We start from the raw sequence: 22,632 nt of genomic DNA, 5'->3' as shown, positions 1-22,632 counted from the left end.
GTTAGGTCTAAATGATTGAAGAACATGCGTCAAATAAATTTTCTACTTATATTTTCTTGAAAATTGCCATATATCCCTAAAAAAGTTTGTAGGTTTCGGCAAGCAAATTACATTTGACTCATTATTTAACTAAAACTTTCAATCGTATGAATGCCATAATCGGTATTGTTATTGTAATAATTGTTCTTTATTTATCAGTTGTAATAGTACAACAAGGAAATGTTGCGGTTATTACAGTTTTTGGTAAATATCAACGTATAATGACTCCGGGACTTAATTTTAAGATTCCTTTTATTGAGTACGTTTTCCGTACTATTTCTATTCAGAACCGTTCTGCTGAACTTCAGTTTCAGGCTATCACTAACGATCAGGCTAACGTGTACTTCAAAGCCATGTTACTCTATACAGTAACCGACCAACAGGAAGAGTCTATCAAAAATGTGGCATTCAAATTTATAGACCAGGCCAATTTTATGCAGGCTTTAGTTCGTTCGATTGAGGGTTCTATCCGTAGTTTTGTAGCAACAAAAAGGCAGGCTGAAATTTTGAGTTTACGCACAGAAATCGTTTTGGATGTAAAAGAAAACCTTGACCATATATTATTAGGCTGGGGCTATCATTTAATAGACTTGCAAATCAATGACATCACTTTTGACGAAGAAATCATTCGCTCAATGGCAAAAGTGGTAGCTTCAAGTAATTCAAGGGCTGCTGCTGAAAATGAGGGGCAGGCTTTATTAATTACAAAAACCAAAGCCGCAGAGGCAGAGGGAAATTATATTCGGATTCAGGCTGAAGCTGAACGTGAGGCTTCCCGGTTAAGAGGGCAAGGTTTGGCTCAATTCAGAGAAGAAGTTGCCAAAGGTATGGCAGTAGCCGCCAAAGAAATGGAAAAAGCCAATCTTGATTCTTCTTTAATTCTGTTTTCGTTGTGGACTGAATCGCTGAAACATTTTGCAGAAGAGGGGAAAGGCAACGTTATTTTTCTGGATGGCTCGGTTGAGGGAATGGACAGAACTATGAAACAGATGATGGCCATGCACCAAAGAGATGCGAATGAAAAGCTGAGTGCAAAGAAATAGATACTTGAAAACGGGAGCCCGGCAAGGCTCCCGTTTTCATTCAGAAAATATCATAGATTAATTTCATTCCTATTCCTATAAAAACTATTCCAGAAAAATACTTAACTCGCTGAATAGTCAAATTATTCATCCTGCTTTTGATTCTATCAGCAAAAATGGCGAAGGCTGATTCCATTACAAAAATTATAATGATACAAGTAAGAAAAAAGGCAGTTTCGTCATAAATATCATATTTATATCCCTTAAGTGTAGCTGATACTACCATCCACGAAATAAAATTTACCGGATTAATGACATTCAGCAGAAATCCCTTTCCGAAGAAATAAAAGAAACGAGCCAACTTAAAATCCTGAATTTTTCCGGGAGGTTTGGAATTACTGAATTGCGCAACACCTAAGCCTACCAATAAGAGAGAGCCAAAAACACGGGAATATGTAGCGAAATGTGGAATATCCGGTAAAAAAGAAGTGCCTAAAAAGGCGATAACAATCATAATAAGGTCACCAAAAATAACCCCTAATGATATTTTTACACCAGCCATATAACCATAGTCAATGCTGTTCTGAATTAAAGCAAAAAATACACTTCCAAACCCAAAACTTAATACGAGACCTGTTAGAAAACCTAAAGAAATTGCTTCAAGCATATTGGTGTTGTGTTAATTTAATAGAAGACCTACAATAGATTAGAGAATCTTACTATCATGGTTTTCAAAATTCCTGCCACACTGATAGAGTCTGTAATTTTATCCGCCAAAACCATTTGATAGGCCTCAAGGATAGGTACTTTCCTGATTTGCAATTGTTCAGTTTCTTCGGGTTGGCTATCTGTTTGCGTAAGGTCTTCAGCCAAAAAAATATAGGAAACCTCACGGCAGACTGAATTGGAGGTATGAAGCTTTGAAAGCATTGTCCAGTTTTGAGCTATCAACCCAGTCTCTTCTAAAAGCTCCCTTTTAGCTGTCTCCAATATGTCTTCTCCTTCAGGACTTCCTCCCTCAGGTATTTCCCATGAGTATTCTTCAATCGGAAATCTGTATTGGCCAACCAGCCAGGTGTTTCCATCGTTATCAATGGGTACTATGCCAATGGCCACATTTTTAAAATGTACCGTGCCGTAAACCCCTTTTCCACCATTCGGATTCAGCACATTCTGATGAAATACTTTTATCCATTTATTCTCGTATTTTACCTCAGAGTCAAGGATTGTCCAGGGATTATTATTCTCATTCATGGTTGCGAAATTATAACAATTTACTTTAGGTTAAAAATTATTAGCTAATTGCCGGAGAAATTCAATTTATTAAAAAAAACTTTCCTGATAAGAGTTTACCCGGATTAAGAAATACAGTACCTTTTAATAAATTTGCAATGTGTAAAAATAGAAATTTTTAATGTAATTTTTTTGTTAATTACATCAATTTAAAACGTTTGCATAGATTTTTGTGCCTTTTTGTTGATGTGCATATTTTTATATTTACTCTTAATATAATACTATTGTAATAGTTTTTAATGTTGCGCCAAAACTTAACCTTTTAACCCTATTTTTTTGTTGCTTCAGGATTAGCATTTTCTTGTTAAAATCTTCATTCAATATTAGAAATAGATAAAGCAAAATTTTATATTTGAAACGCAATATTATTGCACTGTTTTTATTAACCTAATTTTATATTTTTCAATGAAACAATCCTACTCTATTCCTATCAGGGCGAGAGCGCTGATTCTGCTATTCTTTATTCTCGGGTCTGCTGCCTTCGCTCAAAGAAAAGTAACCGGTAAAGTTGTTGATGCCGATGCTCAGATTGGCCTTCCCGGGGTTACTGTCCTCATCAAAGGTGGTACAAAAGGTACTGCAACAGATGCTAATGGAAATTATTCATTAGATGTTCCACAAAATGGAGGTACAATCGTTTTCTCGTCAATTGGTTATGAAACGAGAGAAGAGGAAGTTGGTAATCGTTCTGAAATTAATGTTTCTTTAAATGCAGACACCAAATCGCTTAATGAGGTGGTTGTAACAGGTTACGCTTCACAACGTAAAAAAGACATTACAGGAGCTGTAACAGTTGTAGGTGCCAAAGAATTGACGGCTACACCAACTGCGAGTGTTACACAAATGCTGCAAGGTAGAGCATCAGGGGTAGTTGTTGGAAACGATAACTCGCCAGGTGGTGGTACAATGGTGCGTATCCGCGGATTCGGCTCTATTAACAACAACAGCCCATTGTATGTAATTGATGGTGTGCCAACACAAGGGACGCTGAACCAGATTAACCCTAACGACATTGAGTCTATGCAGGTGTTGAAAGATGCTTCTGCTGCATCTATTTACGGTGCACGTGCTGCCAATGGGGTGGTTATCATTACAACCAAGAAAGGTAAACCTGGTGAGCCGAGCTTCTCGTTCGATTTTTACACAGGTACACAAAGACCCGGCAGAATGCTTGATTTGTTAAATACGAAAGAATTGGGAGAATATCTTTATCAGGCTGATTTAGGTGCAGGAAAAAACCCTTCGGTTACTTCTCCTTCGGTTCAGTATAAATTTGGCCCTAATGGTGAACAAACCATTGCTGACTATATTTATCCAAACGTGTACGGAACTCTACCTGCTAACTATACTTACACCAATGATATTGCTGACCCTAACCTTGGTAAAACAGCATTTAACATTACTAAAGCTAATAAAGAAGGTACTGACTGGCAAGATGTAATTTTTGACCCGGCTCCGATTTCAAATTATCAGATTGGTGCAACAGGTGGTTCAAACAATGCTAAATATGCCATTTCTGCCAACTACTTCAAACAAGACGGTATCTTGCGTTATACGAAATATAACAGATATTCAGTAAGAGCAAATACTGAATTTAAGAAAGGTAAATTTACTTTTGGTGAAAACTTAACCGTTTCATACGATGAAAGACAAGGTATAACTAACAACGATGAGTCAAACCCGATTATGTTTGCCATTCGTGTTCACCCAATCATTCCTGTATTTGACATCACAGGTGGTCCTGCTGAATTAGGCGGTACTAACAGCTCGCCTTACAATGGTTTTGCAGGAAGTAAAGGTGTTAACCTTGGAAACGCACCCAACCCATTAGCAAGATTGTATCGTGAAAAAGACAATATTACAAAAGGTGTTCACGTATTTGGAAACGTATTTGGGGAATTAGACATTATCCCTGGTTTGAAAGCAAGAACAAGTTTGGGTCTTGAATACAACCTGTATAACAGATCTGAATATTTCCACCGTGATATTGAGGCGGCTGAAGCAAGAGCTGCAAACAGCTTAAACGTTATCAATAACTTCGATAGATCAGTTACCTGGTTTAACACTTTGAATTATAACAAAGAATTTGGAGCACATAACCTGAATGTTTTAGTAGGTACTGAGGCCGTTACAACTTATTCTTTCGGCTTTCAGGCAAATAGAGCTGGTTTCGCATTTGATGATTTAGAGTATCGTTATCTTGATGCAGGCTCGGCTTCTGGTTTAAATAACTCAGGTGGTGGTGCTACCATCAGTGCCTTGTTCTCTCAATTCGGTAAAGTTAACTATTCATATAAAGATATATATCTGGCTGACTTTACACTTCGTCGTGATGGTTCTTCTCGTTTCTCTGCTGCCAACAGATATGGTATTTTCCCTGCGTTCTCAGTAGGTGTTCGTCTATCTGAATATGCTTTCATGAAAGATTTGAAGTTCTTGAACGATATGAAAGTTCGTTTAGGTTGGGGTAAAACAGGTAACCAGTTAATTCCTAACGTGTATAATGCTTACACACTTTATGCGGCTGACCCTATTAGAAATGCTTATGATATTAATGGTACCGGTAGTTCAATTGTAGGAGGATTTGACCTTGTCCAATTTGGTAATCCTAATGGTAAATGGGAAACTACTACTTCTACTAATATTGGTTTAGATGCGGTATTATTCAACAGCAAATTAGAAGTAGTTGTTGATTTGTATAACCGTATAACATCTGATATGTTGACTCAGATTGCTATCCCAAGAACAGCCGGAACAGGTACTATTCCTTTCACAAACATTGGTGAAGTACAAAACAAAGGTATTGATATAGGTCTGAATTACAGAGATAAAGTGGGTAATTTCAGATATACAGTAGGTGTTAACTTTGCTCATTATAAAAACAAAGTTATTAAACTTAACAATGATCCAAATGCTACTATCTTTGGTTTTGCCACACGTCTTCCGGCTATTTCGGCTACCAAAGCAGGTTTACCGATTGCAAGCTATTATGGTTATATTGTTGATGGCGTTATTAAAGATGATGCCGAAGCAGCAGCAGCTCCTAAATTTGGTACCTATACAAGAGCAGGAACTTTCAAATTCAGAGATGTAAACGGTGATGGTGTAATTACAGCTGCCGACAGAACTATCATCGGTAATCCTCATCCTGATTTTACTTATGGTGTTAATATTAGTTTAGGCTACAAAAACTGGGATCTGACTTTATTCGGTCAAGGCTCTCAAGGTAACGAAATCTTCAATTATGTTAGATACTGGACAGACTTCAATACTTTCCAGGGCAACAGATCACATGAAATGTTATACAATTCATGGAAAAAATCTGGTGATGTGGCTAAACTTCCTCGCCTAAACTCGGGTGATGCAACCAGCCAACAAATTTCTACTTACTTTATTGAAGATGGATCATACTTCCGTTTGAAAAACGTTCAGTTAACTTATTCACTTCCTACAGGTTGGATTAAGAAAATTGGTTTAGGTTCAGCTCAGGTATATGTTCAAGGACAAAACATGTTTACCTTGACAAAATATACTGGTCTTGATCCTGATATTAACTTGAGAAGATCTGGTAATGATAACCAGGATATTCATATGGGTATTGATGAAGGTGCTTACCCTGTTGCAAAATCATATTTAGTTGGTTTGCGTTTAGGATTCTAAAATTATTAAAAAAAACAGCAAAAAAGAGAATGAAAAAATTAATTATAATAGCGCTCTTAATCGGAACAAACTTTGCCTGTTCTGATGAGTTCTTCGATATAAAACCACAAGGGCGTGCCTCGGTAGATCAGCTCAAGAATAAAAACGGGGTTACAGCTCTTTTAGTAGGGGCCTACTCTTTACTTGACGGTGTTGGTTCTGGTAATACGGGCCGTACATCTACTGTTTCTAATTATGTATTCGGCGGGGTTGCATCCGATGACGCTGTTAAAGGTACTGATGCAGGTGATCAACCAGAACAATCGTTCATTGAGCAATATAACTGGCTGGCAGATAATACTTATTTCCTTGGAAAATGGTGGGGTATGTATGATGGAGTAGCGCGTTGCAACGAAGTCATTCAAATTGTAAAAAGCCCTGAAATTAAGGATATGACTGAAGCAGAAAAGAATGTGGTAATTGCCGAAGCTCGTTTTTTAAGAGCACACTACCATTTTGAATGTAAGAAAATGTGGAATAACGTTCCTTACATTGACGAAAGTGTGTACGTAGCCGCTGACCCTAATTCTACAAAGATTCCTAATAGCGAAAATATCTGGCCAAAAATTGAAGCTGACTTTGATTTTGCAGCCAAGAACCTTCCTGCAACTCAAACGCAAAAAGGAAGAGCAACGCAATGGGCCGCAAAAGCCTATCTTGCAAAGGCTTACATTTTTCAAAAGAAATGGGCACCAGCAAAAGCTTTGTTAGATGATGTGCTTGCTAATTCAGGTAAAAGATTGATGACAAATTATCATGATAACTATAGAAATGTTACCAATAATAATGCTGAATCTATCTTTGAAGTACAGTTCTCAATCAATGATGGTACTAATGGTGACAACGGTAATGTAGGAGATAATCTTAACTGGCCTTACGCATCAACAGGACCTGGTAGAGGATGTTGTGGTTTCTATCAACCTTCTCATAACCTCGTAAATGCGTTCAAAACTGATGAAAACGGTTTGCCATTAATTGGTAGTGCAGTAGATGGTTCACAAGACACTTACAACCAGGTCGATTTACCAAACGATCAGGGTATTACTGCAGGTACTGCTTTTACATTAGACAAATCAATTCCTGTTGATCCTCGTTTAGACTGGACAGTAGGTCGCAGAGGGGTTAACTTCCTTGATTGGGGTGGCATGCCGGGTTCTACCTGGGTACGTGACCAGACTTATGCAGGTCCGTTCATTGGTAAAAAATGGATGTACTATTTAGCTGAAGAAGGTAGCAGTACCCATTCAACTAATAAACGCAGTACGAATAATAACTTTAGAGTCATTAAGTTGTCGAGTGTAATTTTGTGGTTAGCTGAAGCTGAAATAGAATTGGGCAATCTGGCAAGAGGTGAAGAGTTAGTAAATATGATTCGTAACCGTGCAAAAACCGGAAGTGTTCAGGATGCTTCGGTAAATTACAAGATTGAGCTTTATCCTGCCGGAACTTTTGCCTCAAAAGGTGCTGATTTTGCAAGAAATGCGGTTCACATGGAGTCTCGTTTGGAATTTGCTATGGAAGGTCATCGTTTCTTCGATTTAGTTCGTTGGGGAATTGCAGAGAAAGTATTAAACAAATATGCCCAAGAAGAGGCCGTTCCTGGAAAAGAACCATCAGGTAGAACATTCGTTAAGCGCGGTTATATGGCTGGTAAGGTATTTACTTCTAAAAATAACTATTATCCGCTTCCTCAGGATGAAATTCTGAATAGCCAGAAAGATGGCAAACCGGTATTAGTTCAAAACCCAGGGTATTAATAAATAAGCTCAATATTTTAAAATGGCCAAAGTCATAGACTTTGGCTATTTTATTTTATGCTGATTGTTAGTATCTTTGAGAAAAATCAACCTTAACAAATTAACCTTAAATCCATTTTTAATGTCTATCCTTGCCATTTCAGAGTGGACTTCTTTTTTTGGCCGTTTCCACCCAATTCTGGTTCATTTACCCATAGGTTTCCTGATTGTTGTCGGCGTTTTTGAACTTTTAAAAATCATCGGCCGCTTAACTATCAGCCAGGAGACAATCAGAGTGCTATTATTTATTTCTGCGATTAGTGCTACTTTTGCCTGTGTTGCAGGATACTTTTTATCATTAGAAGGGGGCTACAACGATGAAATGCTTGAAGAACACAAAATACAGGGTATATGGTTAGCAGTTTTCTGTTGGGTAGCATGGTTGGCTAAAAACACATATCTGAATGAAAGAATAGGGGTTAATAAAATACTTTATGCCCCTGCTCTGATTTTATCTTTGATTTTGATGATGGTGGCAGGCCATCATGGAGGCAACCTGACGCATGGTGAAACTTACCTCACTGATAACACTCCACAACCTTTCAGAGCCTGGTTGGGAATGCCCGAAAAAACTGAAAAAGAATCAGAAAGTTTAACCGATAAGCCTAAAATTCAGAATATCAATGAAGCAATGGTTTATCAGGATATTATCCGGCCTATTTTTAAACAGAAGTGTGAATCCTGCCACAATGCCAATAAAATGAAAGGTGAGTTGAGAATGGATGAAATAGATTTATTGAAAAAAGGAGGGAAGCATGGTGCTATTTTTGAAGCTAATAACGTTGAGGGAAGTGAGTTTATCAAAAGGATACTTTTGCCGGAATCAGATGATGACCATATGCCACCTAAAGGCAAAATTCAGATTACTGAAAATGAATTGGCTTTAATGAAATGGTGGATTGAACAAGGTGTCCCTTTTGATAAGAAAGTTTCTCAAGTAACAGTTACTGATGCAATTAAGCCTGTACTGGCAAGTTTGGGAGTTGGAGATTCTGTTAATACTCAACAAACTAAAGGAGTTCAACAGGATAAGTTTGTGATAGAAGAAAAAATTCTGAGTGGTTCTACATCACCTATAAATGATAATATATTAGTAGAATTGAAAAAATCAGGAGCCTTGATTTTGCCCTTTGCGCAGAATAATAATTTTGTAGAAATCAGTTATATTAATAATTCAAAACTTACTGACGACCAGATAACCGGAATTTCGAAAGTACAGGACCAGACACTCTGGCTGAGGTTGAGCGATACCCAGATTACAGATAAGGGTTTAGCAGAGGTAGTAAAATTAACTAATTTAACAAGGTTACATCTGGAACAAACCAAGATTACCGACCAAGGGTTAAATCAGTTAGGCAAATTAACTAATCTGGAATACCTCAACCTTATAGGTACAAAAGTTTCAGATGCTGGTATTAAGCAACTTGCTTCTTTAAAAAATCTTAAAAAACTGTATTTGTGGAAAACCGAAGTAACCCCTAAAGGTGTAGAGGCGTTAAAGAAAAATTTGCCTGATTTAAAAGTAGATTTAGGAATGACAGAGCAGCAAATAGCAGAATTTCTGAAAGCAAAGCCTAACGAGGTAAGTGATGATGTTTATAAGAAAAAATAAAGGTTGGGGTTAAACCCCAACCTTTTCATAATTCTTTTTAATAAAATCTTGCCACTCATCAACTAATTTTCCTTTGAGAACCCTCGGGAATTTATGTTGTCCGCCTTCTTTACCTTTATGTTTCATCCAATCATAAAATGCCTTGGTTGGCAGAACTTTTAAGAAAACATTCCTTAGTGCGTGTCCTCTTTCAACGGCATAATCATCGTTGAGTTCAAATAGCTTTTTATCTATTAGCTCGCACAGTTGCTTTTCATCAACTTTATCATCGGTTGCCACATACCATTGATGAGCAAATAACGGGGGATGTTTAATGCCTAAAACAGTAAATTCTCGAATATCAATACCTAAATCTTTAGAAACCAATTCAATCGCATTATTCATATTATCAACCGATAGATGCTCTCCACATAAACTCAGAAAATGCTTGGTTCTACCTGTAATTTTTATTTCTGCCCGGTTTTTGTTGGTGAATTTTACTGTATCACCAATCAGATACCTCCACGCTCCTGCGCACGTAGAAATCAATAGAGCATAATCAATGTCTTCTTCTACCTGATGTACCATCAGGGTCTGAGGTTTTGCAACAAGATTTCCATCCTCATCAAAGTTGTTTTCATTGAAAGGAATAAATTCAAAAAAAAGGCCTTGATTAAGTACTAATCTTAAATTTCCATCAGGTCGGTCTTGGTAAGCGAGAAAACCTTCAGAGGCCATGTAGGTTTCAATATAAATAACTGGTTTGCCAAACAACCTTTCCAGACCTTGTTTATAAGGCTCCAAGGAAACGCCGCCCCATGCAAAGGCTGTTAGATTAGGCCACAATTCATGAATATTTTTAAGATTATAACGCTTGATGATTTTTTCAAGGAGAATGGTATGCCATGCTGGTACACCGGCTAAAAAACCAATATCCCAGTTTTTGGCATTTTCTGTAATTTCTTCAAGCTTGTTGCCCCAGTTGCGTTCGGCTGCTATCTTTTGTCCAGGTTTATAAAAATTCTGAAACCAGAAAGGTAATGTTCCTGTAGTGATACCACTTAAATCTCCTTCATAGTGCGAATCTACCTCGTTAAGTGCTGTACTTCCACCCAGCATCAGGTACCCAGTCTCGTAGATATTTGAGGGTAACTTATTATAATGACCTAAAGAAATAATCTGATTAATACTGGTTCTTTGAATAGCCTTAATCATATCTTTGGTAACCGGAATTGCTTTCGAAGCGGCATCTGAAGTGCCTGAACTTAAAGCAAAGTATTTTATACGACCAGGCCAACAAACATTTTTTTCGCCATTACGTGCCTTATACCACCATTCGTCATAAATTTTATTATAGTCGTAAATAGGAACTAATTCTTGAAACTTGCTGTAAAATTCCGTGCCTTTTTCAAAAATAGCGGTACTTAATATTTCATCAAAATGATACTTTTCACCAAATTGAGTATATCTTGCTTTGGCTATTAATTTTGTAAAAGCTTTTTTCTGCCATTTCAGCGGTTTAACTCTTCTTATCTTTTGTAATGTACTCGTAAATTTTATACCTCCTTTTAATAAACTTCCTAAGACTGCCATATATTAATAAATCTTTAGTAGGTGAATTGCAAACAGCACGACCTTTAGCTAAATATTGAAAGATTATTAACTAAAGTTGTTAAATAATTCCGGGAAATCCTATATATGCCTGTTTATAATTTCCATTTTTTTAAGGATTTAATCTCTGGATATGCTGTTCTGTCATATTGAACAGGAACAATAGCCACATAATTATTTTCCATTGCCCAAATATCTGTATCCTCACTCTCTGGTTCACGATTTACGAAATCTCCACCCATCCAGAAGTAAGGTCTTCCGTATAAGTCAGTCCGTGCATCAAATTCTTCTCGCCAATATCCGTTGGTCTGACGACAAATTTTTATTCCTTTTATTGGCTTATCTGATTTAGCCGGAAAGTTTACATTTAATGCGATATGAGGAGGAACACCATTTTTTAGAGATTTTTCGACAATTCGCTTCAGGTACCGTTTAACATGCCTGAAATCAGCATCATAACGAAAATCGTTTAATGAAAAACCTATAGCAGGAATTCCTTCAATGGAAGCCTCAACTGCTGCCGACATAGTACCTGAGTAAAGAACTGAAACCGAAGCATTCATTCCGTGATTAATACCGCTCACCACGAGGTCAATTTTTCTGCCTCTTAGAAAATGATGTTTTGCTAATTTTACACAATCTGCAGGTGTGCCCGAACACTCATAAGCTTCTATGTCTTTAAAAATTTTAGACTTTTTTATATGAATTGTACTATCTACTGTAATTGCGTGACCCATACCCGAATTGGGGCTGTCAGGAGCCACTACAAAAACATCTCCTAAAGTTTTAACTACCTCAATTAAAACAGAAATTCCTTTTGAGGTTATACCATCATCGTTTGTTACTAAAATAAGTGGTTTCATAATTGGTTTTTAAAGAATGCCAAGTTCAAGTATGCAGGAATTAGCTTACAGAAGGTTAGAAATTTTATGCAAATTAACAAAATGTTATGTTAGCAGAGTTTATATTTGCAAAGAAAATTCTTTACTACATGAATCTGACCTATAGGTACGCAACCATTGACGACATTTCAATTATTCGAGAAATTGCGCAAAAAACATGGTTTTCTACCTATGAACCAATATTAGGAAAGGAACAGCCTCAATATATGTTTGACTTGATTTACAGCCCCGAAGGTTTAGGTGAACAGATGAATAGCGGTCAGGTATTTGTTATACAGCATATTACCGAAAAAGATAAAGAAAATACCCCGGTTGCATTTGCCTCATATTCGATAAAAGATGCTGATGAAAAAATCTATAAACTAAATAAACTTTATTTGAATCCTGAATTTCAGGGAGGCGGATTAGGAAAGAAATTATTAGTTGAAGTTGAAAATCGATTGCAGCAAGTAGGAGGGTTGTGGCTTGATTTGAATGTGAATAGATATAATAAAGCCAAACAATTTTATGAGAGAATGGGCTTTGAGGTTATGGCAGAAGAGGATATACCTATTGGTGAATATTTTATGAACGATTATGTGATGCGAAAGAGACTATAATCTTTTGCCATCTTCGCTTGCTTCTATTAGTTTTTTTAATCTTGCTAATTGAGTAGTTTCCTGTTTGGCACTAATAACCCATCCTGTCATTTGTTTTTTGTAGTAAGGCGGTTGTTTCTGAAAAAAATCCCATGCTTTAGAATGGGATTTAAAGTTATGTTCCATCGCCTGAGTAAATGCCAATTCGTCCTGCTCATATACATAAATGTTAGATTTATTATCTTTCCTTTTTTCATATGCCAGCAATCCTGCTTCCTTTACCAAACCTTTCGGAATCATTTCTTCCATCTTTTTGATATTTACTGAACTCCAGATACTTGTAGGTTTACGAGGAGTAAAACGGATACAATAGCTATCAGCATCAATGGATCTTCTGATGCCATCAATCCATCCAAAGCACAAGGCTTCATCAACCGATTGCGACCAGGTAAGACTCGGCTTACCTGAATTAACCTTATAATAGCCAACCACTATCTCTTTTTCTTTCTTATAATTTTCTTCTAACCATTGGCGGAAATCAGATTGATGAGTAAAAAATTTAGGTTCCATAAAGTTAACTATCAGGTGTTTTATCAAATACAAAAATACCTCAAATCAATCTAATCATAAATTGAATTGAGGCAAAGTTTTGAAAAGTCAAGGGTTATAAACCAAGATTTTCAACAATATGCAAATTTTTGGTGTTTTTACGTGTTCTGAAAGCAATTTCAGGTTTATAGCCTTCGGTTGTTTTGGAATAATATCCTGTTCCGTCATAGACCCGTTTTCTTGGGTTTTCTTTACAACTCACCGAACACGCACCCTCTAATTCCTCACCACATTTTTCACAGATTGGCACATGCTCATTACAGTCAGAATTAGCACAGTTAACCATTCTGTCACATATTGTACCGCAAACATGGCATTTAGAAATTACTTCCGGATTTACCTTATTCACTTCAGTAGTCAGGCGATTATCAAATACATAGCATTTACCATCAAAATTTTCACCATTTTCTTCCAAACCATATTTAATAATGCCACCATGCAACTGGTAAACATCTGTAAAGCCCTGAGACAATAAATAGGCACTGGCCTTTTCGCACTTAATTCCTCCGGTACAATAGGTGATTACTTTTTTGTTTTTCAGATGCTCAATTTCATTCATGTGGCCAGGTAACTCACGCAGGTTTTCCATATCAAAGGTAATTGCTCCTTTAAATTTTCCAACCGAGTGCTCGTAGTTTGACCGCATATCTACTAAAACCACATCTGGGTCATTCTGAAGAATTTCTTTGAATTCTTTTGGCTCTAAATGCTTTCCGGTTCTCTCTAAGGGATTAACGGGTAATTCAGAATGGACAATTTCCTTTTTTATTCTTACATACAATTTAGCAAAAGTATGAGAAGGATAATTTTCAACCTTAAAGTCAACTGTTGCAAAACGTGGGTCTGATTTTACCCAGGCCATATACTTTTCGCAGTCTTCTATCAGTCCTGATACTGTTCCATTAAGCCCTTCGGGGGCGATAATTATGCGACCTAATAGATGATTGTCTATACAGTATTGGTGATGAATATCACGGTACTCAACCACGTTTTCGATAGGTGAGTATATATAATAGAGTAATACGGAATATTTTCCGGTTTCAGTTTTTTGTGATTGTTCCGGTAAGGTAATTTGTGTTTTTCTTTCTTCTGTCTTCATAATAAAATCCAATATTTCAAGGCGCAGACTTGATTTGAACGCTGCAAAATTACAAAAGTTATTTTTGATGTTCTATGATTTTAGTCATTTTAGCGTTTATTTTGAAAAAAAATCAATCAAAATTAAATTATCATTAGATGCACATTGCGATTACCGGAAATATAGGTGCAGGAAAAACGACATTAGCAACCAGATTAGCAGAGCATTACGGATGGGAAGTACTATATGAAGCTGTTGAAGGTAATCCTTATCTGCCTCCGTTTTATGAAGATATGGAGAAATGGGCTTTTCACTTACAGATTTTTTTTCTGAATAGTCGCTTTGAACAAGTCTTGAAAATTAAAAAATTAGCAGAAGATAAAACCATCATACAGGATCGCTCGATTTACGAAGATGCCTATATTTTTGCCCGTAATTTATACGAATCAGGCAAGTTTAATGAAACAGATTATCAGACATACAGAAGTATGTTCAATACGATTACGCAGGCTATTTCGCACCCTGAATTAATGATTTATCTGAGAGCTGATTTGCCAAAACTGCAACGGCAGATAAGTAAACGTAACCGTGATTTTGAAAGAAATATTGACCCTGATTATTTGCTTAAATTAAACGTTTTGTATGAGGATTTCGTGAACCTCTACACGCATGGGAAATTATTGATTATAGATGTCAATAATCTGAATTATGCCGAGAATGAAGAGGATTTTCAAACGATTGTTGATTTGATAGATAAAAATATCAATGTAGGCACACAGTTAGAGATTAATCCTCTTTAGATTGCTTATTCAGTAACCATAAACAGGTTTTAAGTGGTTTCGAGTTGGCTTTTTTTCTTGAATTTTTTATTCAGGAAAACTTTAAATTTATCTAAATAAACATCGTAAATGTCGCTATCAAACAATCGGGCATCATTGGTGGCTTTATATAAGAAATAAATACCGAAGCCTAATAAAACTGTATCGGGCATCCAAACCCCTACGATTACATACCAGATACTCTCTTTGGCATATTTATCTCCCAATTGCATCAGCACATACATCAAAATAAAAAAGGTGATTGAAAGTAAGACAGGCATGCCAAAACCACCTTTTTTAATAATGGACCCCAACGATGAACCAATGAGAAACATAACAAAACAGGCAAATGCCATTGTATATTTATGCCAGCGCTCTACGTCTGCCCTGTTAGCATCTTTTATTTTGCTTTTCTGAATATCAACATTTGTTTTGTAATGGTCCTGAACACTTTTAGCCTGTTGAAAAGCTGTTTCAAATGATTCCATCAGTTTCGAGTCTTCATGTAGGGTGTTCATTCGTTTATCTACCCACTTTCCCGGTAATATTATCCTTTTACTTGAAGTATCTTTAATGATTTTTTTTAGATGATGGTTATAAAATTGATCCATTGAACCCAGTTGAACCTTCTTGGACATGGCAATTTCTTTATGAATTGAATCTACCTGCTTTGAAAGGTCTGAAACATCTTTCATGTATTCATGATATTTAAACTGCGATTCGTCAGTTCTTTTCATGCCAAATGATTCAAGGGCAAAAACAAGTCTGTTCTTTTTAAAAGAATTTTTTACAAACTGAGTTTCATTATAATTTCCACCCGGATTGTTTCTGTAATCCATGTAATTGATACCATTATAGAGTTCGAAAACCAGATAATTATTATCCATCATCGTATACATTTTACCAGAGTCGGCCAATGTTACATTAATATTACCTTCGTTGGTGGTATGATTATAAATAGTTACACCTTTAAGGGTTTTTCCATCAGGATATTTTTTTAATACTTTAATTTTGTATCCGGGCAATTCACCATAAAAAATGCCATCTTTAATATTGAGTGTTACCTTAGTTGTTTTTACATCATATAGCAAACTATATCCTTTCAGATTTGCCCAGGGACTTACCTTATTATTGAACCAAAAAGAGAAAATGCTGACCCCCAAAGCAAAAATTAAGGTAGGTAAAAGAACCCTTGAAATAGGAATACCCGAAGCCTTGATGGCTGTGAGTTCTGAATGTTCGCCCAAATTGCCAAAACACATTAAGGAAGCAAGAAGGGTAGCTAATGGAAGAGAAATTGGTACGGTAATGAGAGAAAAATAAACAAAAAGCTTGGCAAAAATATCATAACCTAAATCTTTACCTACGAAATCGTTAAAATAAAGCATCAGGAAACGCATTAAAAAAATAAAAACTACCACACAGGTAGTTAATATAAACGGTCCGATGAAGGACTTTATAACCAAAAAATCAATTTTCTTCATTAAAGACATAAATGATTGCGGCACAAAATTCTTAAATGAATTTTGTTTGCGCAAGCCTATTAAGCATATTTAACAAATTAGCCACCAACTATCTCCCGTAATTTATCAATCATTCCGTCCCACAAGTCTTCTAATTCAGAAGCATCACTGATGTCAGAATAGTCAATTATCTTAAAAAAAGTGGCATTCGTGAGTTCACTTTGTTCTAATTTGAATTCTACATAGTTACCCCTTTGCTCATCATTCAAAAAATCGAACTTGGTAGCTTTATTCAATCTCTGAGAGGTAAGACGTGCCGGGTGGCTTTCGTTATCCCATACAAAATCAAAATTCCCGTCATTCACATATTTTACCTTCGATGCAAACCATTGTTGCAACCCTGAAGGAGTGCTGATGTATTGATATAAGACTTTAGGTGATGCCCTAAATTCGTACTCCCGTGTAAACTTAAATTTTCCCATATCAAAATTTTGTTAATCATTCATACCCGATTCTATTTAGCATGAATGATTGATTTTTCCAAGAATTTATATGATTTTTTCTTAAAATTCATTTTGTTGAATTTTATTTTTTGCAATGTATGAAAACTTTCCCTAATTTTGCAACATAATATTAAAGATGAGGGCAACACACCACATTTTTTATATTATTTATATTCCGGCGGGGTAGCTCAGATGGTTAGAGCGTAGGATTCATAACCCTAAGGTCGGCAGTTCGATCCTGCTCCCCGCTACTCTGATAATCAAGCAGTTACGTGTTAAAACGGCCTGCTTTTTTTGTTTTTATAGATTATTACACCAATAATGACAGGAATTTTTGAAATAGATTCTATAAAATTTCAATTGTAATAAGCTATCAATAATATAACAGATATTTTTATTCTAAAACACGGGAAACTAAATTTTCCAGATAAGCAGCTACATATCCTGATACGTTTTCATCAGATTTTACATCAGTCAGCCTTTTTAGATGCGAACTAAAAAACTGTTGATTATGGGAAGTTTCGATAAGTGTGCTACTGAGAGAATGTGGATAAGGGTACTCAGAGTCGAGTTCCAGAATAATACCAGCTATTGTATTGCACAAATCTTTGAATGGTTTAAATACCTGCGCCTGATTAATCTCATTGATTTCTTTCACCAGATATACTTTGCTACTTTCTCTGATAACAATCTGATTCAGGTAAGAAATATTATACTTTATTTTACCTGAATCGGTGGGGAGTTCCCTTGTTAGCAACTCAATAACTTTTCTGATTTTTAGCTTCGGATTACTGATATTTTTCAGATGAAACATCAGCAAAAAATCCAGGTAGCTCCAATACCAATTCAGTATATATACTAATAAAAAATGTTTATTCTTGAAATAGCGGTAAATACTGGCCTCGGTAGTGCCTACCTCTAAAGCCAGTTTTTTAAAAGTAAAGTGCTCATAGCCCATTTCATAAATCAGTTCTATGGCTTTTCTGACAATTAATTTACCTAACTCACTACTTTCTGGGTCGCGCAGATATATATTATTGTTCAGACTAAAATTTAGCTGGTATTCCATATTAAAAAATTTTAAACAAAATTAAATATTAATAGTAATTATACAATAATTAATAACATTACACTTTATAATAATAGTATTACTATCTCAGAAAAAAGTTTTATTATCTTTGCGAAAATTATTAAAATCATATGGCTGACAATCATGATTTCCACCCTTTTATAAGAATTATAAATCTTTTAAGGCTTGACAAACTGGATATTAGTTCGCTCTATTTCTATGCCATCTTATCCGGAATTATCCAGTTGGTTTTACCATTAGGTATCCAGTCAATCATTAACTTTGTTATGTACAATACGGCCTCCACTTCGTTGATTGTGCTTATCTGTCTGGTAATTTTTAGTGTTTTCTTTGCCGGTTTTTTGCAGATTAAGCAAATGAAACTCAGCGAGAAAATTCAGCAAAAAATTTTTGTAAGGTATGCTTTTGCTTATGCAGATACTTTGCCCAAGATTCGGCCCGAAGCTACAGAAGGATACTACATGCCCGAACTGACAAATCGTTTTTTTGATACAGTAAATCTGCAAAAAGGTTTATCGAAACTACTACTCGATGTACCAACCGCATTTATACAGATACTTTTCGGGATTTTATTATTATCTTTTTATCATTCAATTTTCATCGCCTTTGGTGCATTATTGCTGTTAATAGTCTATCTGATTTTCAGATTGAGTTCTGAAAGAGGATTGACAACGAGCTTAAGAGAGAGCGATTTTAAATATAAAGTAGCAGCCTGGTTACAGGAAATCAGCCGTACCCAGAATACTTTCAAAAACTTTGAATATACCCGGTTAAATATTCAGAAAACAGATGAATATACGCAGGGGTATTTGCAGAATCGTACCAATCACTTTGGTATTCTGACCACTCAGTACTGGAGCCTTGTAGTTTTTAAGGTAGTCTTAACGGCAGCTATGTTAATCATTGGCTGTATTCTGCTCCTTAACAATTTAATTAATATTGGTCAGTTTATTGCTGCTGAAATTGTGATTATCGCTATTATGGCCTCTGTCGAAAAACTGATTACAAGTATTGATATTGTCTATGATGTACTGACTGCTGTTGAAAAATTAAATAAAGTATTACAAACGCCTACAGAATCTAATGGTACCTTAATACTTAATCCAAAAAGCCCCCTGAGTGTTGAGTTTAAGAAAGTCAGCTTCTCTTATACACCTAATAATCAGTTGCTTAATGGCATTTCATTCAAAGTAGAGGCAGGAGAGAAAGCCTTACTGAATAAAACAGCTTCTGGTGCTGGTACAAGTACTATATTAAAACTTATCAGCAATAATTTAACAGAACATTCCGGCAGTATTCTAATTAATGATACACCAGTAGATAATTATGAAATGCATAGTTTCCGTAAGAATGTCAATTATCTGAGTGGGCAAAATGAAGTTTTTAATGGAACTCTCTGGGAAAATATTACTATTGGTAATCCTGATGTGAAGCCTGAAACTACGAATGAGTTAATTAAGAAATTAGGTTTTACCGGATTCATTGATGAGTTTGAGAAAGGTTTTGCCACTATACTTTTTACAAAGGGAGCAAAATTGCCTTCTCACTTAGTGCAGGAAATTTTATTACTCCGTACGTTTGTTCAGCCTTGTCAGTTAATGATTCTTGATGAACCTTTTAAAAGCCTCAATAAGGCAAAGCGCCAGAAAGTGGCAGATTATATTAATAGTCTACCTATGACAGTTATAGTAGCTTCAGACCAGGAAGGAGTACTACCTTATTTTAACCGGATTATAGAAATAAAGTAAATCAGGTACCCGCAACTAATTTAGGTATAACTAAAAGCATGAGCACACATGAAATTTATAGATACAGTTTTTGAAGAAGAAGATTTGACCAAACAGCCTAAATCTTTCAGAGATATTTATTTTATTGATCGGCGGAGTAATGTTAAAGCCTGGGCGTTTGGCTTGCTGGGTTTATTGATTCTGGCAGCTTTCTTGCCCTGGACTCAAAATATCAAGAGCCGCGGAAAAGTAACTACCTTACGCCAGGAACAAAGGCAACAGGGAGTCTACAGTGCTATTACCGGAAAAGTTGTACAATGGTATGTAAAAGAAGGGGACATGATAAAACAAGGAGATACCATAGCACGATTGCAAGAGGTAAAGGTGGAATACCTTGACCCTAATTTAATTGAACGTACCCGCCAACAGATTACCGCTAAAGAACTTGCTAATGAAAATTACCTGAGTAAAGCCAATACCGCAGATGAGCAAACCAAAGCTATGGAAGCGGCACAACGATTGAAAATAGCTCAGATAAATAACAAAATAGCTCAGACCAAGGCTAAAATTCAAGCTGATAGTATGGATATGCTTGCTGCAAGGAATGAATTTGCCATTGCCAGCGAACAATTGAAGCGACAAAAACAGTTATACGACCAAGGTCTTGTATCACTAACGCAATATGAGCAACGAAACCAAGCATTTCAGAATTCGTTGGCTAAACGGACAGGAAGTGAAATTAAATTCATGAATTCGAAACAGGATTTAATTAACCTTTCATTAGAATTGAATACAGTAAATCAGGAGTATATTGAGAAAATTTCTAAAACGAGAGGAGAGCGTTACCAGTCTCTTTCTCAGATTGCGAGTGGTGATGCAGATATTGCCAAACTTGAAAATCAATATAGCAGCTATCGGTTGCGTAATGAATTATATTATGTAATAGCTCCTCAAAGTGGGCAAGTAACAAGAGCTAATAAAGCAGGAATTGGTGAAATTGTGAAAGAAGGAGAAGAGCTGGCGCAGATTGTACCTGACCAGAGTGCAATGGCTATTGAAATTTTTGTGAAGCCGCTTGATATTACATTACTGCAACCGGGCAGGAAAGTAAACGTGATTTTTGATGGATTTCCGGCCATTGTATTTAGTGGCTGGCCTACGCAATCGTATGGAACTTTCAGAGGTGTAATTACGGCAATATCTAATAATGTAGATGCGGCAAGTGGAAATTTCAGGGTTCTTGTAAAACCCGACCCGAATGAGCGGCCATGGCCCAATGGTTTAAGATTAGGAACTGCCACAGATACCTTTATTTTATTAAAAGATGTACCACTTGGTTATGAGGTATGGCGTAATATCAATGGTTTTCCACCTGAATATTATATTGAACAAGATGCCAGTAAAACTGCTAAAAAGTAAATATCTGTTTTGAAAATGCAAAAATTATTGTTTTATATAATTATTTGTCTGAGCTACACAAAAATTGCTTTTGGACAAGACAAATTGTCTTACGACGAGTTTATAAATATAGTCAGAAAATACCATCCTGTAGCACAACAGGCTGCACTGCAAACTGAAATAGCCAAAGCCGAGCTACAAAGTGCCAGAGGTGCATTTGAGCCTTCCGTTTATTTTAATAAAAACGAGAAGCAATTCGGAGGTAAGCATTACTATACTTATCTAACATCAGAGCTGAAGGTTCCAACCTGGTATGGGGTAGATTTTAAAGCCGGAACTGAAAACAATCAAGGACAATACACAGCTACAGAACTTACCAAAGGTAGAAGTAGCTTTATAGGGGCACAGGTAGCTTTAGGAAAAGGTTTGTTGATTGATAAAAGAAGGGCTGCTGTCAGGCAAGCAAGAGAAATGGTGTCTTATTCAGATGAAGAAAGAAGGTTGATTCTGAATGATTTGCTTTATGAGGCTACAAGTGCTTATTACGAATGGCAAAATGCTTTTTTTGTTAAACAGTTGGCAGATAGTCTTTTGCAAACCAATCTGAGGCGTTATGATTTTATTAAAAATGGGGTAATTCTTGGCGACCGTCCGGCTATTGATACGGTAGAAACACTGGCGCAATTGCAGAGTTTTGAGTTTCAACAAACTGAGGCTCAACAAGCACTTAATAATGCCGGATTTGAATTGAATAATTTTTTGTGGCAGGAAAATGAACAGTCTTACCAATTGCCGTCAACTGTTCAACCTAATCCTACTCGAATCAGTCAGCCTTTGATGCCCCTGAGTGATTACATGACTACATTGCCCACTCACCCTAAATTAAGGCAGGCACAAATTAAAAGTAATGTATTATCTATTGAAAAACAACTCAAGTTCCAGAGCCTTTTACCCACATTGAATCTGAACTATAATTTTCTGAATAAGGATTATGGATTTATTGCCGAACCTAACCTATTTCAGAATAATTATAAATGGGGTTTTACAATTGGAATGCCTTTGCTTCTGAGGGAAGCCCGTGCTGAATATAGAAAAGCTAATCTAAAAATAATGCAACAATCGTGGGAAAACCGCATTTTGTTTACTGAGCAGCAAAATAAAGTAAACAGTTATTTTAATGATGCGGTGCAGTTGCAACGTCAGTTAGAAATTTATCAGCAAACTGTAAATAGCTATCAAAGGCTTTATCAGGCTGAAATTACGAAGTTTATTAATGGCGAAAGTAGTCTGTTTTTAGTCAATAGCAGAGAAAATAAGTTTTATGAAGCCCAGCAAAAATTAATTTCCCTGCAAACCAAGGTTGCCAAATCAATTATAGCAATTGATTATGCGGCAGGTCGGCTGGCTCAATGATA

18 protein-coding genes and 1 tRNA gene are annotated in these 22,632 nt (G+C 36.1%); 10 read left to right on the top strand and 9 right to left on the bottom strand.

All coding sequences use genetic code 11. The annotated features are described in order from the left end of the window. Positions 1-146: 146 nt before the first annotated feature. Positions 147-1,082 carry an SPFH domain-containing protein gene (locus tag EWM59_RS03000; RefSeq protein WP_130019463.1) on the top strand — a complete coding sequence of 312 codons (936 nt, stop codon included), beginning with the start codon at positions 147-149 and terminating at the stop codon, positions 1,080-1,082. Positions 1,083-1,122: 40 nt separating this feature from the next. On the opposite strand, the gene EWM59_RS02995 is transcribed toward EWM59_RS03000, so the two are convergent. Further along, positions 1,123-1,728: a LysE family translocator gene (locus EWM59_RS02995; RefSeq protein WP_130019462.1), complete on the bottom strand. Its 606-nt coding sequence runs from the start codon at positions 1,726-1,728 to the stop codon at positions 1,123-1,125. A gap of 29 nt (positions 1,729-1,757) precedes the next feature. Next, positions 1,758-2,315 carry an NUDIX domain-containing protein gene (locus EWM59_RS02990; protein WP_130019461.1) on the bottom strand — a complete coding sequence of 186 codons (558 nt, stop codon included), beginning with the start codon at positions 2,313-2,315 and terminating at the stop codon, positions 1,758-1,760. Between the two features lie 444 nt (positions 2,316-2,759). On the opposite strand from EWM59_RS02990, the gene EWM59_RS02985 reads away from it, so the two are divergent. The 3 genes from EWM59_RS02985 (at position 2,760) to EWM59_RS02975 (ending at position 9,461) form a co-directional block, all read left to right on the top strand. After that, positions 2,760-6,014, top strand: coding sequence for a SusC/RagA family TonB-linked outer membrane protein (locus EWM59_RS02985; protein WP_130019460.1), 3,255 nt, complete (start codon positions 2,760-2,762; stop codon positions 6,012-6,014). Positions 6,015-6,043: 29 nt separating this feature from the next. Then, complete coding sequence (locus EWM59_RS02980) at positions 6,044-7,810, top strand: RagB/SusD family nutrient uptake outer membrane protein (protein ID WP_130019459.1); 1,767 nt, start codon at positions 6,044-6,046, stop codon at positions 7,808-7,810. 121 nt (positions 7,811-7,931) lie between these two features. After that, a complete protein-coding gene (locus EWM59_RS02975) occupies positions 7,932-9,461 on the top strand; it encodes a c-type cytochrome domain-containing protein (protein ID WP_130019458.1) in 1,530 nt (509 codons plus the stop codon). Between the two features lie 9 nt (positions 9,462-9,470). Here EWM59_RS02975 and EWM59_RS02970 read toward each other — a convergent pair whose 3' ends face one another. Next, entirely contained in the window at positions 9,471-11,033 is a 1,563-nt protein-coding gene (locus EWM59_RS02970; protein WP_130019457.1) for a GH3 family acyl-acid amido synthetase, read from the bottom strand. Positions 11,034-11,146: 113 nt separating this feature from the next. Further along, complete coding sequence (gene surE, locus EWM59_RS02965) at positions 11,147-11,914, bottom strand: 5'/3'-nucleotidase SurE (protein ID WP_130019456.1); 768 nt, start codon at positions 11,912-11,914, stop codon at positions 11,147-11,149. A 128-nt stretch (positions 11,915-12,042) separates the two neighbouring features. Here surE and EWM59_RS02960 point away from each other — a divergent pair, with 128 nt between their 5' ends. Beyond that, entirely contained in the window at positions 12,043-12,552 is a 510-nt protein-coding gene (locus EWM59_RS02960) for a GNAT family N-acetyltransferase (RefSeq protein WP_130019455.1), read from the top strand. Here EWM59_RS02960 and EWM59_RS02955 read toward each other — a convergent pair. Next, a complete protein-coding gene (locus EWM59_RS02955) occupies positions 12,547-13,101 on the bottom strand; it encodes a YdeI/OmpD-associated family protein (protein WP_130019454.1) in 555 nt (184 codons plus the stop codon). The two genes, EWM59_RS02960 and EWM59_RS02955, sit on opposite strands and share 6 nt — an antisense overlap. Before the next feature lie 94 nt (positions 13,102-13,195). Beyond that, positions 13,196-14,239: an oxygen-dependent tRNA uridine(34) hydroxylase TrhO gene (gene trhO / locus EWM59_RS02950; protein ID WP_130019453.1), complete on the bottom strand. Its 1,044-nt coding sequence runs from the start codon at positions 14,237-14,239 to the stop codon at positions 13,196-13,198. A 137-nt stretch (positions 14,240-14,376) separates the two neighbouring features. Here trhO and EWM59_RS02945 point away from each other — a divergent pair, with 137 nt between their 5' ends. Beyond that, positions 14,377-15,018 carry a deoxynucleoside kinase gene (locus EWM59_RS02945; protein WP_130019452.1) on the top strand — a complete coding sequence of 214 codons (642 nt, stop codon included), beginning with the start codon at positions 14,377-14,379 and terminating at the stop codon, positions 15,016-15,018. A gap of 29 nt (positions 15,019-15,047) precedes the next feature. On the opposite strand, the gene EWM59_RS02940 is transcribed toward EWM59_RS02945, so the two are convergent. Then, entirely contained in the window at positions 15,048-16,520 is a 1,473-nt protein-coding gene (locus tag EWM59_RS02940; RefSeq protein WP_130019451.1) for an LptF/LptG family permease, read from the bottom strand. Positions 16,521-16,597: 77 nt separating this feature from the next. Next, positions 16,598-16,981 carry an START-like domain-containing protein gene (locus EWM59_RS02935; RefSeq protein ID WP_130019450.1) on the bottom strand — a complete coding sequence of 128 codons (384 nt, stop codon included), beginning with the start codon at positions 16,979-16,981 and terminating at the stop codon, positions 16,598-16,600. A 198-nt stretch (positions 16,982-17,179) separates the two neighbouring features. Between EWM59_RS02935 and EWM59_RS02930 the strand changes: the two genes are divergently transcribed. Then, positions 17,180-17,253: transfer RNA gene (locus tag EWM59_RS02930), tRNA-Met, on the top strand. 143 nt (positions 17,254-17,396) lie between these two features. Here the strand turns inward: EWM59_RS02930 and EWM59_RS02925 are convergent. Then, positions 17,397-18,071: a TetR/AcrR family transcriptional regulator gene (locus EWM59_RS02925; protein ID WP_130019449.1), complete on the bottom strand. Its 675-nt coding sequence runs from the start codon at positions 18,069-18,071 to the stop codon at positions 17,397-17,399. A gap of 131 nt (positions 18,072-18,202) precedes the next feature. Between EWM59_RS02925 and EWM59_RS02920 the strand changes: the two genes are divergently transcribed. Genes EWM59_RS02920 through EWM59_RS02910 form a run of 3 tightly spaced genes read left to right on the top strand, consistent with a single transcriptional unit; the run spans position 18,203 to position 22,630 of the window. Then, positions 18,203-19,840, top strand: a complete 1,638-nt coding sequence (locus tag EWM59_RS02920) for an ATP-binding cassette domain-containing protein (RefSeq protein ID WP_130019448.1) — start codon at positions 18,203-18,205, stop codon at positions 19,838-19,840. 48 nt (positions 19,841-19,888) lie between these two features. Further along, positions 19,889-21,238 (top strand): HlyD family secretion protein, encoded by a 1,350-nt coding sequence (locus EWM59_RS02915; RefSeq protein WP_130019447.1) that lies wholly within the window; start codon positions 19,889-19,891, stop codon positions 21,236-21,238. Between the two features lie 15 nt (positions 21,239-21,253). Further along, the gene (locus EWM59_RS02910; protein WP_130019446.1) at positions 21,254-22,630 is read left to right on the top strand and encodes a TolC family protein; all 1,377 of its coding nucleotides are present in this window, start codon (positions 21,254-21,256) and stop codon (positions 22,628-22,630) included. Positions 22,631-22,632 lie beyond the last annotated feature (2 nt).

The sequence above is a fragment of the Emticicia agri genome (assembly GCF_004168285.1).
Classification (GTDB): domain Bacteria; phylum Bacteroidota; class Bacteroidia; order Cytophagales; family Spirosomataceae; genus Emticicia; species Emticicia agri.
Note: the sequence above shows the minus strand (reverse complement) of the source record. Positions and strands in the feature narration are given on the sequence as shown.

Coding starts and splice junctions, on each gene's coding strand:
- EWM59_RS02945 (WP_130019452.1), top strand. CDS start 14,377: ATGCACATTGCGATTACCGGAAATATAGGTGCAGGAAAAACGACATTA.
- trhO (WP_130019453.1), bottom strand. CDS start 14,239: ATGAAGACAGAAGAAAGAAAAACACAAATTACCTTACCGGAACAATCA.
- EWM59_RS02980 (WP_130019459.1), top strand. CDS start 6,044: ATGAAAAAATTAATTATAATAGCGCTCTTAATCGGAACAAACTTTGCC.
- EWM59_RS02925 (WP_130019449.1), bottom strand. CDS start 18,071: ATGGAATACCAGCTAAATTTTAGTCTGAACAATAATATATATCTGCGC.
- EWM59_RS02970 (WP_130019457.1), bottom strand. CDS start 11,033: ATGGCAGTCTTAGGAAGTTTATTAAAAGGAGGTATAAAATTTACGAGT.
- EWM59_RS02920 (WP_130019448.1), top strand. CDS start 18,203: ATGGCTGACAATCATGATTTCCACCCTTTTATAAGAATTATAAATCTT.
- EWM59_RS02985 (WP_130019460.1), top strand. CDS start 2,760: ATGAAACAATCCTACTCTATTCCTATCAGGGCGAGAGCGCTGATTCTG.
- EWM59_RS03000 (WP_130019463.1), top strand. CDS start 147: ATGAATGCCATAATCGGTATTGTTATTGTAATAATTGTTCTTTATTTA.
- EWM59_RS02975 (WP_130019458.1), top strand. CDS start 7,932: ATGTCTATCCTTGCCATTTCAGAGTGGACTTCTTTTTTTGGCCGTTTC.
- EWM59_RS02940 (WP_130019451.1), bottom strand. CDS start 16,520: ATGAAGAAAATTGATTTTTTGGTTATAAAGTCCTTCATCGGACCGTTT.
- EWM59_RS02935 (WP_130019450.1), bottom strand. CDS start 16,981: ATGGGAAAATTTAAGTTTACACGGGAGTACGAATTTAGGGCATCACCT.
- surE (WP_130019456.1), bottom strand. CDS start 11,914: ATGAAACCACTTATTTTAGTAACAAACGATGATGGTATAACCTCAAAA.
- EWM59_RS02995 (WP_130019462.1), bottom strand. CDS start 1,728: ATGCTTGAAGCAATTTCTTTAGGTTTTCTAACAGGTCTCGTATTAAGT.
- EWM59_RS02955 (WP_130019454.1), bottom strand. CDS start 13,101: ATGGAACCTAAATTTTTTACTCATCAATCTGATTTCCGCCAATGGTTA.
- EWM59_RS02910 (WP_130019446.1), top strand. CDS start 21,254: ATGCAAAAATTATTGTTTTATATAATTATTTGTCTGAGCTACACAAAA.
- EWM59_RS02960 (WP_130019455.1), top strand. CDS start 12,043: ATGAATCTGACCTATAGGTACGCAACCATTGACGACATTTCAATTATT.
- EWM59_RS02990 (WP_130019461.1), bottom strand. CDS start 2,315: ATGAATGAGAATAATAATCCCTGGACAATCCTTGACTCTGAGGTAAAA.
- EWM59_RS02915 (WP_130019447.1), top strand. CDS start 19,889: ATGAAATTTATAGATACAGTTTTTGAAGAAGAAGATTTGACCAAACAG.